At 74.1% G+C, this 17,107-nt stretch carries 17 protein-coding genes; 6 read left to right on the top strand and 11 right to left on the bottom strand.

Annotation, left to right across the window (positions count from 1 at the left end; genetic code table 11):
* Window positions 1-2: 2 nt before the first annotated feature.
* Window positions 3-1,253 (bottom strand): carboxylate--amine ligase, encoded by a 1,251-nt coding sequence (locus ACFOSY_RS07210; RefSeq protein WP_394305892.1) that lies wholly within the window; start codon window positions 1,251-1,253, stop codon window positions 3-5.
* Between the two features lie 169 nt (window positions 1,254-1,422).
* Between ACFOSY_RS07210 and ACFOSY_RS07205 the strand changes: the two genes are divergently transcribed.
* On the top strand, window positions 1,423-2,769 hold the full coding sequence (locus ACFOSY_RS07205) for a glycosyl hydrolase (protein WP_394305891.1): 1,347 nt from the start codon (window positions 1,423-1,425) through the stop codon (window positions 2,767-2,769).
* A gap of 32 nt (window positions 2,770-2,801) precedes the next feature.
* On the opposite strand, the gene ACFOSY_RS07200 is transcribed toward ACFOSY_RS07205, so the two are convergent.
* Genes ACFOSY_RS07200 through ACFOSY_RS07165 form a run of 8 tightly spaced genes read right to left on the bottom strand, consistent with a single transcriptional unit; the run spans window position 2,802 to window position 12,279 of the window.
* Window positions 2,802-3,461 (bottom strand): lipopolysaccharide biosynthesis protein, encoded by a 660-nt coding sequence (locus ACFOSY_RS07200; RefSeq protein WP_394305890.1) that lies wholly within the window; start codon window positions 3,459-3,461, stop codon window positions 2,802-2,804.
* A complete protein-coding gene (locus tag ACFOSY_RS07195; RefSeq protein ID WP_394305889.1) occupies window positions 3,458-4,612 on the bottom strand; it encodes a glycosyltransferase in 1,155 nt (384 codons plus the stop codon). The genes ACFOSY_RS07200 and ACFOSY_RS07195 overlap by 4 nt, the downstream gene beginning before the upstream one ends.
* Before the next feature lies 1 nt (window position 4,613).
* Entirely contained in the window at window positions 4,614-5,381 is a 768-nt protein-coding gene (locus tag ACFOSY_RS07190; protein ID WP_394305888.1) for a polysaccharide deacetylase family protein, read from the bottom strand.
* Window positions 5,365-7,113, bottom strand: a complete 1,749-nt coding sequence (locus ACFOSY_RS07185) for a lipid II flippase MurJ (protein WP_394305887.1) — start codon at window positions 7,111-7,113, stop codon at window positions 5,365-5,367. The genes ACFOSY_RS07190 and ACFOSY_RS07185 overlap by 17 nt, the downstream gene beginning before the upstream one ends.
* Window positions 7,110-8,456, bottom strand: coding sequence for an O-antigen ligase family protein (locus ACFOSY_RS07180; RefSeq protein WP_394305886.1), 1,347 nt, complete (start codon window positions 8,454-8,456; stop codon window positions 7,110-7,112). The genes ACFOSY_RS07185 and ACFOSY_RS07180 overlap by 4 nt, the downstream gene beginning before the upstream one ends.
* A gap of 6 nt (window positions 8,457-8,462) precedes the next feature.
* Window positions 8,463-9,890, bottom strand: coding sequence for an exopolysaccharide biosynthesis polyprenyl glycosylphosphotransferase (locus ACFOSY_RS07175; RefSeq protein ID WP_394305885.1), 1,428 nt, complete (start codon window positions 9,888-9,890; stop codon window positions 8,463-8,465).
* A complete protein-coding gene (locus ACFOSY_RS07170) occupies window positions 9,887-11,134 on the bottom strand; it encodes a glycosyltransferase family 4 protein (protein WP_394305884.1) in 1,248 nt (415 codons plus the stop codon). The genes ACFOSY_RS07175 and ACFOSY_RS07170 overlap by 4 nt, the downstream gene beginning before the upstream one ends.
* Before the next feature lie 44 nt (window positions 11,135-11,178).
* A complete protein-coding gene (locus ACFOSY_RS07165; protein ID WP_394305883.1) occupies window positions 11,179-12,279 on the bottom strand; it encodes a DUF3344 domain-containing protein in 1,101 nt (366 codons plus the stop codon).
* A 322-nt stretch (window positions 12,280-12,601) separates the two neighbouring features.
* Here ACFOSY_RS07165 and ACFOSY_RS07160 point away from each other — a divergent pair, with 322 nt between their 5' ends.
* Together ACFOSY_RS07160 and ACFOSY_RS07155 are read left to right on the top strand one after the other, a co-directional pair.
* Complete coding sequence (locus tag ACFOSY_RS07160) at window positions 12,602-13,543, top strand: hypothetical protein (RefSeq protein WP_394305882.1); 942 nt, start codon at window positions 12,602-12,604, stop codon at window positions 13,541-13,543.
* Window positions 13,544-13,703: 160 nt separating this feature from the next.
* Entirely contained in the window at window positions 13,704-13,973 is a 270-nt protein-coding gene (locus ACFOSY_RS07155; protein WP_394305881.1) for a hypothetical protein, read from the top strand.
* 163 nt (window positions 13,974-14,136) lie between these two features.
* Here ACFOSY_RS07155 and ACFOSY_RS07150 read toward each other — a convergent pair whose 3' ends face one another.
* Entirely contained in the window at window positions 14,137-14,376 is a 240-nt protein-coding gene (locus tag ACFOSY_RS07150; protein WP_031060105.1) for a chaplin, read from the bottom strand.
* Between the two features lie 315 nt (window positions 14,377-14,691).
* On the opposite strand from ACFOSY_RS07150, the gene ACFOSY_RS07145 reads away from it, so the two are divergent.
* The 3 genes from ACFOSY_RS07145 (at window position 14,692) to ACFOSY_RS07135 (ending at window position 15,907) form a co-directional block, all read left to right on the top strand.
* Complete coding sequence (locus ACFOSY_RS07145; RefSeq protein ID WP_394305880.1) at window positions 14,692-14,964, top strand: hypothetical protein; 273 nt, start codon at window positions 14,692-14,694, stop codon at window positions 14,962-14,964.
* Between the two features lie 247 nt (window positions 14,965-15,211).
* Window positions 15,212-15,481: a hypothetical protein gene (locus ACFOSY_RS07140; RefSeq protein WP_394305879.1), complete on the top strand. Its 270-nt coding sequence runs from the start codon at window positions 15,212-15,214 to the stop codon at window positions 15,479-15,481.
* Between the two features lie 150 nt (window positions 15,482-15,631).
* Entirely contained in the window at window positions 15,632-15,907 is a 276-nt protein-coding gene (locus tag ACFOSY_RS07135; RefSeq protein ID WP_394305878.1) for a hypothetical protein, read from the top strand.
* 90 nt (window positions 15,908-15,997) lie between these two features.
* Here the strand turns inward: ACFOSY_RS07135 and ACFOSY_RS07130 are convergent, their stop codons facing one another.
* The gene (locus ACFOSY_RS07130) at window positions 15,998-16,960 is read right to left on the bottom strand and encodes an alpha/beta fold hydrolase (RefSeq protein ID WP_394305877.1); all 963 of its coding nucleotides are present in this window, start codon (window positions 16,958-16,960) and stop codon (window positions 15,998-16,000) included.
* Between the last annotated feature and the right edge of the window lie 147 nt (window positions 16,961-17,107).

Raw genomic sequence — 17,107 nt, 5'->3', positions numbered from 1 at the left:
CATCAGCTGCTCGCTTTCTCGTTGTCGGTCGTCAGGGAGGGCGTGCGGGGCGCCGGGCGCTGGGCCGGGACCCCGTCCGCGGCGCCACGCCGCCGGCGCAGCCGGCCGGACACATGACGGGCCCACAGCGCCCACATCGCCAGGCCCGGGGCGCGGTCGTCGGCCGCCCACCAGGCCAGTTCGCGCCCGCCGGGCGCGGGCCGCAGCGCGGCGAGGGGCGCGTAGTTCTCCACCACGAACGCCCTGCCGGCCACCGGATCGCCGTCCGGCAGCCCACGCCCCGTCAAATCCGCGTGCAGCGCCCGTACGACGTCCAGGCCGGCGCTGTCGGTGAACAGCCGGAACTGGGCGCCCGGACGCGGGTTGAAGTCGAGGAGGTGGTAGCGGCCGGTGGCGCCGCAGCGGCGGAAGTCCAGGTCGAAGATGCCGCGGTAGCCCAGTTCGCCGGTGATCCGCTCGGCGAGCGCCGTCACCTCCGCGTTGGGCGTCCAGCGGCCCACCGCGGTCAGTCCCGCGCCGCGCGGCCAGGACAGGTGCTTGCGGCCCGGTCCGCCCGCGCGCACCGTGCCCGTGCGGTCGGCGTAGCCGTGGAAGAACCAGTCGCGGTCCGTGCCGGGCGGCAGATACGCCTGGAGCAGCAGCGGGCTGCCCGCCTCCGCGGTGCGCGCGTGCAGGTCCCGCGCCTCACGGGCGGAGTGCAGCACCTGGGTGCTGCGCAGCCCCGAGCCCGCCGGGAGCAGCCAGGGGCGGCTCCACTTGGCGACCACGGGCAGCCCGAGCCGCAGCGCGTCCTCGCCGGCCCGCTGCGGGGTGTCCGGGACCTCCGTGCGCGGGTGCGGCACGCCCACCGAGGCGCACACGGCGGCCAGTCCGCCCTTGTCCGCGACGCGTTCGGCCGACGCCGGCGGCGTCACGGGCAGCAGGTAGGAGGGGGCCAGCTCCTCGCGCAGCCGGGCCGCGGCGATCGCGGTGGCGTCGTCCATCGGCACCAGCACCGCCGCGCGCCCCACCTGGGCGGCGACCCGGCGCAGCACGGCGAGGATCTCGGCGTCGGACGCGTCCGGGGGCGGCGGGGTGTGCAGCCGGCGCACAAAGCGCGAACGGGCCACGGGACTTCCCGTGCAGTCGGCGACGACATGCACGTCCACCCCTGCCCGGCCGAGCGACCGGACGGCGCCCAGGGTGCCGTGATGAAAGGGATTCCGGTCGATCCGCAGTACGACCGCGGGAACCCGGGTGTCAAGCAAGGACACGCATTCTCACTTTCTTCTGGCGCCGTCTCACCCACACGGGCGAGAACGGCACTCGAAAGCCGCAGTGGCAGTGGCACTGTCGTATTTCGTATGGCTGACTTCATATGACTGTTCGTCAACAGCGAGGCATCAGGCAGCGGGCGGACGCGAGCGAGAAGAGGAGCAGCCAATGGCCCCACAGCACAGGCGGGTCCGGGCCCGCGCCCTGGCCGTGGGCGCGGCGGCGGTCGCCGTGTCGGCCGCCCTGGCGGCGGGTCCCGCGGCCGGGGCGGCGCCCATGGACGAGACCGGGGCCGCGCTGCCGGGCCCCACCGGGCGCCCCACACCGGCCGCCGGCGCCCAGCCGGCGCCCGGCTCCGGAGCCCGGCCCGCGCCGGGCGCCGAGCCCGCCGCGTCGGCCTTCCCGACCCCCGACATCGACGTGCCCGCCGTGTCCGTGCCCGAACTGCCCGACGTGCCGGAGCTGCGGCCCCCGACCGTGCCCGCCCCCGCGAAGGGCGTGCCGCCGTTCGGCGCCTTCCTGGCCTCCGACGCGCGCGGCGTGGAGCGGATGGAGCAGCTCAGCCGCTGGCTCGGCGGCGCGGAACTGCGCGTGGGCCACACCTACCTGCCCGGCAACCACTGGAAGGACATCGAGGGCGACATCGGCTTCCTCGAGGACTGGGCGCGCTGGCGCAACGCCGACGACAAGCGGATGCTCGTCCTCAACGTCCCGCTGCAGGAGCGCAACGAGGCGGGCGTGCCCGACGGGGAGGTCCGCGAACTGCTGCGGCGCGGCGCGGCCGGCGAGTTCGACCACCACTTCCGCGCCCTCGCCGAGCGGCTCGTCGCCCTGAAGATCCCGGACACCGTCCTGGTCCTCGGCTGGGAGATGAACGGCGTCACCTACACCCACCGCTGCGGTCCCGACCCGGAGAACTGGAAGAAGTACTGGAACCGCATCGTCACCACGATGCGTTCCGTCCCCGGCCAGGAATTCCGGTTCGAGTTCACGCCCAACCGGGGCCGCGACGCCGTGCCGTGGACGCAGTGCTATCCCGGCGACGACACCGTCGACATCATCGGAATGGACTCCTACGACCAGCCGCGCGGAATGTCCTTCGACGAACAGGTGAAGGAGCCGTACGGCCTCCAGGCGCACGTCGATTTCGCCAAGGCGCACGACAAGCCCATCGCCTATCCGGAGTGGGGGCTTTTCCGCAACGGCGACAATCCCGAGTACATGCGCCGCATGCTCGCCTGGATGCAGCGGCACCGGCCGCTCTACCACACGGTCACCGACTACTGCCCGCACGGCGTGTGGCAGTGCGACGACAACCCGGACTCCTCCCGCGTGTTCCGCTCCGCCCTCTACGGGCGCACGCCCGAGGACCCGGTGACCCCGGCGCCCGCCGAGCCGCCCGCGGCGCCGCAGCTGCCGGAGCAGTGCATGCCGCTGGACCTCGGACGCTGGGTGGAGCACTGGCTCGGCGGGAAGCTGTGCCTGCGCCTCGACTGGTGGTCGCGCACCGGATGACGCCGGAGCCGTCCCGGCCGGGCTCACCGCCGTCACCGCGGCACGTCGGCGGCGGTGGCCGGACCGGGCACGGAGGCGCTGGGCGCCGCCTCCCCGTCCCGGCCGCCGCGCCGGGGCCGGGCCAGCAGCGCCAGACCGCCGAGCAGCCCGCCCGCGCTCGCGCCGACCAGGGCGGTCACCGCGGGGGACGCCGAGGCGGGCGCGGACGGCTTCGCCGCGCGGGAGAACTGCACCAGCCGCACCCGGGTGCTGTCCTTGGTGTCCTCCGCGTGCCGGGTCAGCGCCCGGGCCACCGCGTTCGCCATGTCGACCGCCGTCCCGGGCCGTTCGGACACGGCCGTGACGGAGACCATCGGCGCGTCCGGCGAGGTCGCCGTGCGCACCCCGTCCCGCAGGGTGCGCACCGGCACACCCGCCCACACCTGCGCGTCCCCGAGCACCGCGAGCTGGGTGGCCACCCGCCCGTACGCCTGCGCGAAACCGCGCGCGGACTCCGGGGTGGCCTGGTCGGTGGGGACGGCCACGACGTAACTGGTGGCCGTGTACTCGGGCGGCGTGAGCAGGCCGTACGCGCCGCCGGACAGACCGCCCAGCAGCGTGCCCGCCACCAGCGCGGACCAGGCCGGCAGCTTTCTGACACGGTCCAGGGACGGCAGGCGCGGAAGACGCGGACGGGTCGGGGTGTCGGTCATGACGACGGTGCTTCCTTGACGTGGAGGGAAGGGGAGAAGCCGGCCACGGCGGCCGCGTACACGTCCATGAGGCGGGCCGAGCTGCGGGTGATGCTGTAGTGGCGGGCGGCCTCGGCGGCCGTGCGCGGGCCCGGGCCCGCCGCGCGCGCCTCGGCGATCGCGCGGGCGTACGTCTCCGGGCCGCCGCGCACCCGCCGCGCGCCGGCCGAGGACTCCGGCGGCAGGTCCTCGATCGCCGGGCAGGAGCCGTAGAGCACGGGCAGCCCGGCGGCCAGGGCCTCCACCGCCGCCAGTCCGAACGCCTCCTGTGTGGACGGGGCGGCGAACAGGTCCATCGCCGAGGTGAGCGAGGGCAGATCGGGACCGGGCGTGCCGTCGGGCACGACGGGCCGCTCCCCGGTGAACAGCACCCGCCCGGACACCCCGGCCTCGTGGGCCGTGCGCCGCAGCACGTGTTCCTCGGGGCCGCCGCCCACCAGCAGCAGCCAGCAGTCCTCCGGGAGCCGCGCCAGCGCCCGCACCAGCACGTCGAACCGCTTGCCGGGGGCGAGCCGGCCCACCCCGCCGACGACGAACGCGCCGTCCGGCAGGCCCAGCCGCCTGCGGGTGCGCTCGCGCCGCTCCGGGTCGAAGCGGAAGCGGTCCGGCTCGATGCCGTTCGGCACCACCTCGATCCGGGGCGCGGGCACCCCCCACCGCTTCAGCCGGTCGGCCACCGTCGGGGAGACGGCGACCGTCGCCGAGCCGAGCCGCTCGCTCGCCAGGTACAGCGCCCGCACGCCCTGGGTGAGCGCGCGGCCCTCCATCTGGGAGTCGCCCAGCGAGTGCTCGGTGGCCACGACCGCCCGCACGCCCGCGATCCGCGCCGCCGGCCTGCCGTACACACAGGCCCGGTAGAGGTGGGTGTGCACCAGGTCGTAGCCGCCGGAGCGGATCACCTTGACCAGCCGCGGCAGCACGCCCACGTCGCGGTTGCCCGCCATGCCCAGGTGCAGCACCCGCACCCCGTCGGCGCGCAGGCCGTCGGCGACCGGGCCCGGGTTGGTGAGCGTCACCACGTCGCACTCGACGGGCAGATGACGCAGCAGCAGCCGCAGCTGCTGTTCGGCGCCGCCCACGCCGAGACCGGTGATGATGTGCAGCGCCCGCATCTCACACGCCCTCCGCCGGACGGCGGCGCCAGCGGTGCAGCCGCAGCTTCAGCCGCAGCCGCCACGCCGTGTCGTTCTGTCCCACGTGCGCCCGCGGCAGGGCGTGCGGGCCGGTCAGCGGGCCCGGGTCGATGGCGCAGGCGTACCGGTAGCCGGCCTTCCGTACGGCGTCGACGGCGCGCGCGTCGACCGTGCCGTACGGGTAGCAGAAGCCGTCCACGGGCGCGCCGGTCAGCTCGGCGAGCCGGGCGCGGCTCCCGGTCACCTCGGCGTCCAGCAGCGCGTCGTCGGCGCGGGTCAGGTCGACGTGCGTCAGCCCGTGCGAGCCGATCTCCACGCCCTCCCCGGCGGCGTGCCGGATGCCGTCCGCGTCCAGCAGCGGCTTGCGCGGGCCGAGCGGGTCCCAGGCGTTGTCGCCGCCGAGCCGCCCCGGCAGCACGAACAGGGTCGCGTTGAACCGGAAGCGGCGCAGCAGCGGCAGCGCGCCGGTGAGGAAGTCGGTGTAGCCGTCGTCGAAGGTCAGACCGACCAGGTCCCGGCCCTCGCCCCGGGCGCGCGCGTCCAGCAGCTCCGCCACGGACACACCCCGCAGCCCGCGCCGGCGCAGCCAGGTCAGCTGGTGCTCCAGCCGGTCCGGGGTGACCGTGACGCGGTAGGGGTCGTCGGAGCAGTCGCCCACCGAGTGGTACATCGCCACCCAGGGGACGGTCGCCGGGCGGCGCGCCGGCCGGGTCGGGTCGGCGAGCGGGGAATCAACGGGTGCGGCCATGTGTGAGCCTTCGTGTGACGGTACGGACGGAGCGCCGCGCGGTGGCGGCGCCCACGCCCAGGGCGGACAGGGCGATGGGGACGAAGACGGCGGTGACGGCGAGGCAGCCGGCCGCGAGCGCCGCCACGGGCGAGGCGAACCAACCCGCCGCGAACACCCCGGCGGTGACGGCCAGGACGGACGCGAGGACCGGGCGGCCCAGGTCGGCGAGGACCCGGCGGACGCCGACGGTGACGCCCGGGGCGTGGTCGGAGGGGGCGGCGCGCAGCCCGAGCAGCAGCAGGGCGGCGGTGACGGTGATGCCGGCGGCGTTGGCCGCGGCGATCCCCGCGACGCCCCAGCGGCCCACGGCGAGCGCGCCGGCCAGGGACGTGACGGCGATGCCCACGCCCATCACGCCCAGCGGGTACCAGCGGGCGCTGCCCGCCGAGAAGTAGCAGCGGACCAGCGCGCCCACCAGCGTCTGGCCGAGCAGGCCGAGCGCGTACACCCGCATCACGTCCGCCGTCGCGGCGGTGTCGGACGCGGTGAACGCCCCTCGCTGGAAGAGCAGTCCGATCATCTGCGGGGCGCAGGCGACCACCGCGCACATGCCCAGCAGCACCACGCAGGACGCCAGCACCAGGTCCCGCTGGACCCGGGCGCGGGCCCGCGCGGTGTCCCCGTCGGCGAGCGCCCGTGCCACCACCGGGAAGGTCACCGTGCACACCATCAGCGACAGCGTCATCGGGATCTGCGCGACCTTCTGCGCGTAGTTGAGGTGCGAGATGGCGCCCGCGGGCAGCGACGACGCCAGGAAACGTTCGACCAGCACCTGCGACTGGCGGCACAGCGCGAACAGCAGCACGGCGGCGATCAGCGCCAGCCGCACCGGCCGCTCCTCGTCCGCCGGAGCTCCGTCCACGGCGGCCGGCGCGGGCCCGCGCGAGGTGAGGCGGCGCCACAGCGACGGCAGTTGCACCGCCACCATCAGACAGCCGCCCACCGCGACCCCGGCCGCCGCCGCGCGCACCCCCCAGTCGCCGCCGAAGGCGAACATCGTCGCGATGATCCCCGTGTTGTACGCGACGTAGATCGCCGCCGGGGCGAGGAAGCGCCGGTGCGCCCGCAGCGCGGCGCTGCAGTACCCGGCGAGCCCGAAGGCCAGCAGGCTGAGCGCGGTGAGCCGGGTGCAGTCCACGGCGAGCCGCGGGTCGGGCAGCCCGGGCGCGAGCACGGCCACCAGGTACGGCGCCCCGGCGGCGGCCAGCGCGGCCACCGCGGCGAACGCCAGGCACAGCCGCGGCAGCGTGGCCCGCACCAGCTCCCGCACCGGGTCGCCCGGGACGCCCCGCGCGCGCCGGGCCAGCGCCATGCTGAACGCCGGGATGAGCGCGATCGCCAGCCCGTCCTCGATCAGCAGCGTCGCCGCCATCTCGGGCACGGTCCACGCGACGAGGAACGCGTCGGTGTCGCTCCCCGCCCCGAACAGCCGCGCCAGCGACTGGTCCCGGACCAGGCCGAGCAGGGACCCGGCGATGGACAGCGCGGCGGTGAGCAGCGCGGCCCGGGCGAGGAAGCGGCGGGAGGGATTCGGGTCGCCGTGCCCGTGCCCTTGCCCTTGCGGACCGGCGGAGGGGCGGTCGCCCGGACGGCCGGGCCCGTCGGCGGTGCGGGCCTTCGCGCGGGCCGGGACGGGCTCCGTACGGGGGCCGGGCGCGGTGCCCGCGGCCTGGGGCGGGAAGGACGTCATCGGGCCACCGCCTCCTCCACCCGGCCGGGGAGGGTGTCCGGGCAGGCCGCGTCCACCCGGCCCCGCTCCGTCAGCCCCCACCACGCCGTCAGCCCGAGCGCCACACCGGTCAGGACGGTCGACGGGCCGCCGATGTCGCCGTACACGTAGTCGACGAGCTGCCACAACAGCAGGCCGCACGCGATCAGCGCGCAGTCGAGCCCGGACCCGTCGCGGCGCGCCCGCGCCGGCGCGCGCACCGCGCACACCAGCAGCGCCAGCCAGCTCCCCACGAGCGAGCAGAAGCCGAGCAGGCCCTGCTCGCTGAGCACCAGCAGGTACATGCTGTGCGGGGAGAGCAACGCCTGCTTGTGGAACGTCTCCCCGGCGCCCTCGATGTCGCTGCCCGACGACAGCGCGAGCGTGGCGTGCCCGTCGCGGTACTCGGGGAAGTTCTTCAGCCCCACCCCGGTCACCGGCTGTTCGCGCCACATGCCGACGGCGGACGCCCACAGCGTGTACCGGTCGATCACGGACTGGTCCGGCGCGTCGGCGACCTGCGTGATGCTGTCGATCCGCTCCTGGAGCATCGCCGTACCGACCCCGAGGCCGCCCACGAGGATCACCCCCGCCGCGGCCACGGCCGCCCCCACCTTCAGCGCCCGCCGCAGCCCCGCCGTCGCCAGCTGCACCGCGCAGGTCAGCGCGGTCGCGATCCAGGCGCCCCGGCTGAAGGACACCGCCAGCGGCACCAGCAGCACGACCGCGCACCCGGCGGCCGCCGCCCGCTGCCACAGCGGCGTCCGCCCCAGCGCCAGCCCGGTCGCGCAGACCACGCCGAGCGCCACCGCCGTGGCCATGCCCATCACGTCCTGTGCCCCGAAGGTGCCCACCGCGCGGACGGTCTCGCCCTGGTAGGAGGCGCCGGTGCCGGTGACGTACTGGTGCACGCCGACGGCCCCCTGCCACACCGCGAGCCCCACGAACGACCAGGCCAGCAGCCGGAAGTCGGCCCGCCCGCGCAGCAGCACCAGCACGGCCGCCGGGACCAGCACGAACACCTGGAGATAGCGGGCCATCCCGCCGAGCCCCGCCGCGGGCGAGGCCGCGTCCATGGCGGCGACCGCGAGCCCCGCCACGGGCAGTCCCAGCACCACCGCCGCGCGGCGTGACAGCGGACGCCGCCGCTGGCGCAGCAGCAGGATCACGCAGTACCCCACCACCAGCGCGGACACCACGTCGGCGGGCCCCGCGCCGTCCCCCGTCGGCGGCAGGCCCAGCAGCGCGACCACCGCCACCAGCGGCAGCACCGGCGCGAACCGGGCGGCCGCGCGCGGCAGCGGCAGTACGGGGACGTGGCTCACCTGGCGTCAGCTCCCCGTCGGACGGACCAGCGTGGCCGCCGTGCGCAGCAGGATGCACACGTCCTGCCACAGCGACCAGTCGTCGATGTACGCGTTGTCGAACCGGGCGCGGTCCTCGATCGAGGTGTCCCCGCGCAGCCCGTGGATCTGCGCCAGCCCGGTGATGCCGGTACGCATCCGGTGCCGGGCCGCGTATCCCGGATACGTCTCGCTGAACTGGGCGACGAAGTACGGGCGTTCGGGGCGCGGCCCGACCAGGCTCATGTCGCCGCGCAGCACGTTCCACAGCTGGAGCAGCTCGTCCAGCGACGTGCGGCGCAGCATCCGGCAGAAGCGGCGCATCTCGTGCTCGCCCGCCACGCTCCACCGGGTCGCCGACTCGTGCTCGTCGACCGGCCGGTGGGTGCGGAACTTCAGCAGCGTGAACGGCTCGCCGTCCCGGCCGATGCGCTCCTGACGGAACACCACCCCGGGCCCGTCGGTGAGCCGCAGGGTCACCGCGCACACCAGCAGCAGCGGGCTGACCAGCAGCAGCAGGGTCCCCGACACCAGGATGTCCAGCAGCCGCTTGCCGGCGCCGCCACCGCCGCGGACCGGCGCGAGGTCCAGCCGCCGGGCCGAGAACCCGGCCAGCCGCTCGGGCGCCGGGTACGGCGAGGCGTCGGCGTCGACCTCCCAGACCGTGCACCCGGACGCCGCCAACGCCCGCAGCAGCGTGCCCTGTTCACCACGCACCGACGGGTGGACGGCGAGAACCGCGCGCACCCCGTTCTGGATGACCGCGCGTTCCACCTCCTCGTCCGTGCGCAGCACGGGGACGCCCCCGTCACCACCGTCCCCCTGCGCGGCGACCACACCCACCGGCCGCATCCCGCACCGGGGGTGACGCAGCACGGCGGCGGCCACGCGCTGCGCGGTCGCCGCCGGGCCGATCACGAGCGCCGCCCGCGGATGCCGCAGCAGCGCCACCCGCCGCCGCCCGTGGACCAGCGCGCGCGACACTCCGCCCGCCGCCACCTGCGCCGCCAGGCCCGCCAGCACGGTGCCGGCGGACAGCGCCTCCTGCGGCCGGAACGCCGCCCACAGCGCCGCCGTCGCCAGCCAGGCCACCGCCACGCGCCCGCACACGGCGGGCAGTTCGTCCAGGACCGCCGGGAGCGCGGGCCGCACGCCGCGCGGACGCAGCAGCAGGAGCGAGGCCCCGGTCAGCAGAGCGAGCAGCAGCGGGGGGAGCCCGGCCGCCCACCCGGCGAGCAGGGCCGCCGCGCCGTCCGCGAGCAGCAGGGGAACCGGGGAGTCGGGGCGGTCCGGAGGCCGCGAGGCGGGCAGCCGGGGACCGGTGTCGCCGGCGCGCGGCGGCATGACGGACACGGGCGGGAATCCGTGCTCCCGGGGCGGGACACCGGGGGAGGGCACGGTACGTTCGGCGGTCACGAGTGGATGGACTCCCTGTGCTCTGAGTGCTCGACGCGCTGTGTCGTCCGGTCGGCCTCGGCGCCCTCGGCCGTCAGGAGCGGGCGTGCCCCGGTCGTGGCCGGCCGGGCGCCGAGCAGATCGCGGTAGACGTCGGCGACCGCCCGCGCGGTGTGCCGCACGTCGTGGAGGGACAGCACATGGCGGCGTGCCCGGTCGCCGAGGTCGGCCCGCAGCGGCGGATCGAGCAGCAGCGCGGCCACGGTCCGGGCGAGCGCGCGCGGGTCCTCCGGCGGCACCAGGCAGCGGGCGGCCAGCGCCGCCGGCAGGCTCTCGCGGGCCCCGTCGACGTCCGTGACCACCACGGGCCGCGCGCAGGCCATCGCCTCCAGCGGGGCCAGCGCCATGCCCTCCCAGCGGGACGGCAGTACGACGAGGTCGGCGGCCTGGTACCAGGGCGACGCGTCCGCGACGGCCCCCGTGAACAGCACGGAGTCCGGGGCGTCGGCGCGCAGCCGGTCGTGGTCCGGACCGTCGCCGACCAGCGCCAGCCGCGCCCCGGGCACCTGTCGGCGTACGGCCTCCCAGGCCCGCAGCAGGACGTCCTGCCCTTTCTGCCGGCACAGCCGTCCGACGCACACGACCAGGGGTGCGTCCGCGTCCATGCCGTGGCGGGCGGCGAGTTGGGCCCTGACCGGGCCCGTGTCCTGCGCGGGCCGGAAACGCTCGGGGTCGATGCCGTTGGGTACGACCGTCCAGCGCCCGTGGATCCCGGCGCCCACTCCGGTGTCGCGCTCCGCCTCGCTCACGCAGATCACCCGGGAGGCCCAGCGCGCCGCCCACCGCTCCCAGCGCAGGGCGAGCGCGGCCGTGGTCCCGCCCACCGCCTCGAACGACCAGGCGTGCGGCTGGAACACCGTGGGGATGCGCCCGCGCACGGCCAGCCGCCCGGCCAGCCCGGCCTTCGCGCTGTGCGCGTGGATCAGGTCGGGCCGCAACTCGTCGACGAGCTGCTTCAGTTGCCGTACCTCCCGGACGAGGGAGGGCCCCGGCGAGCGGGTCGCCTCCCAGGTGCGCAGGTGGGCGCCGAGGGAACGCAGCCGGGTGGTGAGCGGGCTGTCGGGGCAGACGGCGGCGACATCGAGGCCGTCGGCCAGCTGCGCCCGCACCAGGTCGGTCACCACCCGTGCGACGCCTCCGTCCACGGGCTGGGTGAGGTGCAGGACCCGCGGCCGGCGGCCGTGGGGTGTCAGATCCGTGGGCACGGCTTCCTCACTCACGCAGGTGTCGGGGACGCGGGACGGCGCGTTCACGGACGGGCGTCGACGGCGGCGAAGAGCACGCCGGCCCACGCGGCGTCGCGTTGCGAGGTGAGGCGGAGGGCCGCCTGGTCACCGGCGCGCGTCAGCAGCCCGCCGAGGTCGAACACGTCGGAGTCGTAGCCGAGGGTGTTGGCGTACGCGGGCACGCGCGCCGAGGGCGCGTTCGCGGGGGCGGCGACGGTGGAGTTCAGCACGTCGTCGGCCGGGTTGGCGCCGTCGCCGAGCGCGGTGACCGTGTCGCCCGCGGTCAGGACCAGGGAGTCGCCGGCGGTGCCGCGGTCGCCGTTGTAGGCCACCATGCCCACCCGGCCCCCGGCCGCCGCGGGGAACGGCAGGTCGCGCAGCGTGACATGGGCGCCGGAGTCGCCGCCCAGCGGGGCGAAGCCGTCCCATACGGACAGGTGCCGCAGCGGCTCCGCCGGGTCCTCGTACGCCACCACCAGCGTCCATCCGCCCCAGGCGCCGGCCGCCGACCGGCCCCCGGCCACGTTGATCTGCGCGACCGTGTAGAGGCCGGAGCCGCTGTCCCGCACCAGCCGTGTCACGTCCGCGGAGGCCTGGAAGGCGTCCATGCCGCCCGCCACGCGGTGCCCGACGACGGTGTCCGCGAGCAGCTCCTTGTAGTTGCCGCCGGGCTCGGCGATCAGCACGCGCCCGTTGTCCTCGGCCGGCTTCTGCTCGCCGACGAGCAGGTTGCCGCCCCAGTACAGCCGCGCGTACGTCACCCGCGACCCCCTGGGCAGCCGCACCTCCCCCTGGGAGGAGTTGTACGTGTTGGGGTCGTCGTCGACGTCGATGTAGTGCATGTCGAAGTCGCCGTTCACCCCCGGCCGCGTGCCGTTCTGCACCGAGCGGCAGGAGGACGCCGAAGCGCGGCAGGTGTGCGAGGAGTTGGCCGCGCGCACGATGTTGCCGCGCTGAAGGACCCGGTACCGCTCGCCGAAGGGAAGCCCCTCCGCCTCCGGAGCCGGCGCGGCGGGCGCGGCGGTCGCGGCGACGGCGGTGGAGCCGCAGGGCGCCCACAGCGCGGCCAGGGCGAGGACGCCCACCGTCGCATGGCGAAGCAGCTGACCCAGGGTTTGGCGCATGACCGTTCGGAGCCTTTCGGAAAAGGGTGGCGGCGGCAGGCAGCGGGGACGAGTGCGATGCGTCCGCCCATGAAGGTGCGTCGAAGCAACGCAACTCTAGTCACTAAACGGACAAAGTCCCCGAAATTCGACCAAGGGGGACAAGTGTGTTGGAATCGTGAAGTCGGGCGTGTGTGACCTGCGGCTTCCCGCACCGGCTCATCTGCCGTGACGCGCAGAGGAGTGACGGCGGTCCGGTCCGAAAGGCGTACGCCCGGTTGCGGGGCGTCGCGGGCACTTCGACGGTGGGTCCAAGATCCGAAGCCCCGCGAAAGGACTCTCCATGCGCGCTCTGCCGGCCCGGCGCATCGCTCTCGGCGCCCTGTGCGCCGCCCTCCTGACCACCACCACCGGCCCGACCGCCCTCGCGGCGGACTCGCTCCCCGGACAGGACCCGGCGGCGTCGTCCGCCGCGCTTCTCGCGCGGGTCCCGCACAGCGAGGCTCCCCGGGGCGACCTCGCCCCGGTCGCCGACCTGATCAGGGCCGTCCTCGCCGCTCCGGACGGGCAACTGCCCCCGGCCCAGGCCCGGAAGCTGGCCGACGCGGCACGGAGGGCGGTGGCCCGCGCGGCCGCCGACGACCCGGGGACCGTCACCACGACCGTGACCACCACCCCCACGGCCGCGACTCCGTTCCTGCCGGGCCTGCCGGCGCCGGTGACGGGCGTGCTGCTGCCCACGGCCGAGGAGGACGACGGCACCGCGAACAGCGGGCTGGGCGCCGTGCGCGAGGCCCTCGACAACCTCCTGGACGTGCTGCTCCCCGCGTCCGGGCAGGCCGCGCCCACCGGCAGCACGACGACCACGACGACCGAGAACACGTCGACCGGCACGACGGAGATCACGGACGGCACGGACAGCACGGAGAGTACGGAGTCCACGGAGAGTACGGAGCCCACGGCGGACGCGTCGGAGGCGTCGGACGCCACGAGTGCGACGGACGCCGCCGACACGGCCGGGACGGCGGCGGACGCGGCGGCCGACGCGTCCCTCACCTCCACCGACGAGCTTCTCGCCCGGGTGGACGAGCTCCTCGACGCGCTGACCGCGACCGACCCGCAGACGGCGACGACCCTGCCCGCACCGGCCGACCCTGCTGACCCGGCCGAGCCCGCTGACCCCGCCGAGCCGGCGGACCCGGCCGATCCCGCGGACCCGGCCGACCCCGCCGCGTCGGCCGGACTGCTGCCCGCACTCACGTCACTCATCCTGCCGAATTCCTGAAAACACGACGCGGCCTCAGACGGCCCGTCGGTTCATAGAATTCGTATTTCGTATGAGGACTCGGCAATCTTCGATTTCCCGGTTTCCGCTCCGGCCGGGGATCGTTGTGCACGGCGACAGAACCACTCCGGCGACTCGCGTTGCCGAAGAAAGGAACACGATGAAGTCCCTGAAGGCTGCCGCCGTCCTTGCCGGGTCCCTGATCGCCGCCGGTGTCGCCGCACCCGCGTACGCCGACTCCACCGACCTGGCGTCCACCGGCCTCGACACGGGCCTGCGCACCGCGGTTCCCTTCGAGCTGATGCCGCTGCAGGAGTCGGACTCGCTCGTCGACTCCGACGAGAGCTCGCTGCTCGGCACCACGAAGGAAGCGGCGGCCGTGGTGAACGAGGCGAAGCCGGTGCGCGGCGACGTGGGGCTCCACGCCTGACCTTCCCGCCCCAGACTCTCGGCCCCCGGTGTTCCGCCGGGGGCCGATTGCGTTGCCGCTGCCTTTCACCACGCCCATGCACAGAAAGGAGCCCCGGGGCGCAAGGCCACCGGGGCTCCGGAGGTTCTGCGGCGGACGTCCGTGGTCGTGGGCCGCCGGGCTACTACTTGTTCACGCAGTAGTTGCCGAAAGCGGGGTTCAGGGCGCCGACGATGTTCACGGTGTTCCCGCACACGTTGACGGGAATGTGGATCGGAGCCTGGATCACATTGCCCGACACGACGCCGGGCGAGTGGACGGCCGCACCCTCGGCACCGGAGTGGGCAGAGGCCATTCCGGCGCCGCTGAACACCACGGCGCCCGTGCCGAGAGCCAGGGTGGCCGCCTTCGCGATGCGAGACATCACGTTCTCCTTACTGGACTGGTTGACGCGGCGGCATGACGAGCGCCGCACTCCTCCCTCAACGCGCCACCTCGGCGTGGGTCACGGGGTATGTCACGAGATCACTCTTTGTGCGTCTTTGCTACGAAAGACCCGCCTCGGCACGCCCGTCCTTTGGTCCGTCCGGTGCGACTGGCAAGGCTCTGACCTGCATCTTCACAAGAAACTTACGCTGCTGGGCGTTTTGCTCCCAAAAATCACCAAGCGTTGCTTACGTTAACGCCTGTCAGCGACCGGTCCGGCACGGACCGAGTCAACACGAGAAACGGAGAGGTAATGCGCAAGTACCAGAAGGCCGCTGTGGTCATGGCCATGCTCGGCAGCGTCGGCTTCCTCGGTGCCGGTGTCAGCCACGCCGGCGACGAGCCGAAGTTCGAGCTGAACAACAAGCAGGCCACCCACTGCGCCCAGGACAACTCGTCCAAGGGCCTCATCAACGTCGATGACGTGAACGTGGGCATCGCGCTGCTGGCCGTCGCCAAGCAGGAGGCCAACGACGCCAACTCGCAGGCCTGCGGCAGCGGCCTGTCGATCGGCGGCAAGGACTGATCGTCGCCACGACGTGACGTGGCGGGTCCCGGGGCTGCGGAGGCAATCCGTGAGTCCCGGGGCCTGCCCCGCCGAAGGCGCGTCACTCCCGCGGCTCCGCAACTCGGCTCTCGGGGATGCGCGGGAAGCGTTTCAAGAAAAAAGCCACGAAACGGCGTTTCTGCTAACAACTGACCCAAATCGTCGCTTTACTTGCGACTGTCAGTGATGCGGCCAACGCAGGTCGTATCCAGATGAATGGAGAAAAATGCGCAAGTACCAGAAGGCCGCGGTCGTTCTCGCCATGCTCGGCAGCGTCGGCTTCCTCGGCGCCGGTGTCAGCCACGCGGGCGACGAGCCGGAGGTCGAGCTGAACAACAAGCAGACCACGACCTGCGCCCAGGACAACTCCACCGAGGGCCTCATCAACCTCGAGGATGTCAACATCGGCGTCTCCATCCTGAGCCTCGCCGGCCAGGAGGCCAACGACACCAACTCGCAGGCGTGCAGCAGCGCCTTCAGCATCGGCGGCGAGTGACCGCTGTGAAGTGATCGGGCAGGTCCCGGGGCTCGAACCCAGGTGGTCGAGCCCTGGGCCTGCCCGTTCGTCGATCGGCGCGGCCGGTCCCACGCATCTGTAACGACTTCGCCGCTCGGTTGCGGAGTCGACCAGCAAGGAAACAGGTAGATGTTCAAGTCGAAGATGATCGCAGCGGTGGCGGGAGTCCTGGGGGGCTTCGCCCTGATGGGCGCCGGTGCCGTTCAGGCCGTCGGCGTCGAGAGCCCGGCTCACTGCACCAAGGACAAGCAGGGCACCGTTCGCTGTGCGCAGGTCGCCACGTACGAGGTCACGTCGGAGGAGCACGGGAAGGTGCGCGTCGTCAACGACTCGACGCTGACCTGCTCCGGCGGGGGCAAAGTGTCGTGCGCGAACAATTTCGTGTACCCGGGTGAGGAGTCCTGACGTCCCGGACGTCGGAACCCGCACAGCGGAGCGTGGCCGGAACCCGGTATCGGGTTCCGGCCACGCTTTATGGCTCACTCATCCGGTGGGTTACAAGCCGGCCATTTCCCCGCACGGAGTCTCCAACGGACCGCAGTACGGCAGGTCGTCGACAGAGCGGTCCGTGCAGAAGCGGGCGATCAGGTCCGCCGACTCCTCCCGGCGCTCGACCGTGACGAGGTGGTCCGCCTCCCTCACGGTGGTGAACAGCGCCCCCGGCAGGGTGGCGGCCAGCTCCCGCCCCATCTCCGGCGTGCACAGGGTGTCGTACTCCCCGGTGAACACCAGCGTCGGCACCCGCGGCACCGGCAGCGGCTCGTAGCACCCGTGCGTCACCAGCCGGGTGTTGTGCTCGACGGTCTTCCTGATGTCGTCCTGCGTCTGGTTCACGAACTGGCGCTGGAGCAGCCGGGCCACGGCCGCGTGCCGGCGGACCTTCGCGGCCCCGGGGTTCGACATGAACAGCCGTACCAGCCCGTCCGCGGCTGCCTCGATGTCGCCCCGCTCCAGGGTCTGCGAGAGCCTGGGCACGGCCTCGCTGTAGAGCTCGGGCAGCCGGTTCGCCGCCGCCGCGAAGATGATGCGCCGGACCGAGCCCGGGTGGCGCTGGGCGAACCGCAGCCCCACGACCTCGCCGAAGCAGCCGCCGAACAGATTCACCTCGGGCACGCCGATCTCGGTCAGCATGTGCTGCACCGCGTCCCCGAGGAAGTCCATGTCGTAGGAGGCGGGGAGGAAGTCCGAACTGCCGTACCCGGGAAGGTCCACCGTGATCAGCGTGCACAGCGGCGCCAGCCACTTCTCGTGGCTCTGCCAGGAGTACCGGTTCTGCGACGAGCCGCCCAGCAGCAGCAACGGCGCCGTCTGCGGGGAGCTCTGACGGACGATCCGGCAGGTGTACCGGAACCCGCCGAACACGAGGTCGCGTTCCTCCGCCGGCTCGGGCGCTGAGGAAACGGGCCGGGGTTCCTCCGCGCGGGGTGGGGCCTGGGCGGCGATGACGGCAGTGCGCATGAGCGGCTCCGGGAAAGGCGGAACGAAACGGTGGTGAACCGTTCCATCCTTACCAGTGAACTCACTATTCAGGCGTAACCACCCAATTGTGGGCGATCCTGGACAAACTCTGGACCAGGCGCGGGCGTTCGCCCGCGGGCGCGGCGC

The sequence above is a fragment of the Streptomyces lusitanus genome, from assembly GCF_042647945.1.
In the GTDB taxonomy this organism is placed as follows: domain Bacteria; phylum Actinomycetota; class Actinomycetes; order Streptomycetales; family Streptomycetaceae; genus Streptomyces; species Streptomyces pseudogriseolus.
This window is presented reverse-complemented; position numbering and strand designations above follow the sequence as displayed.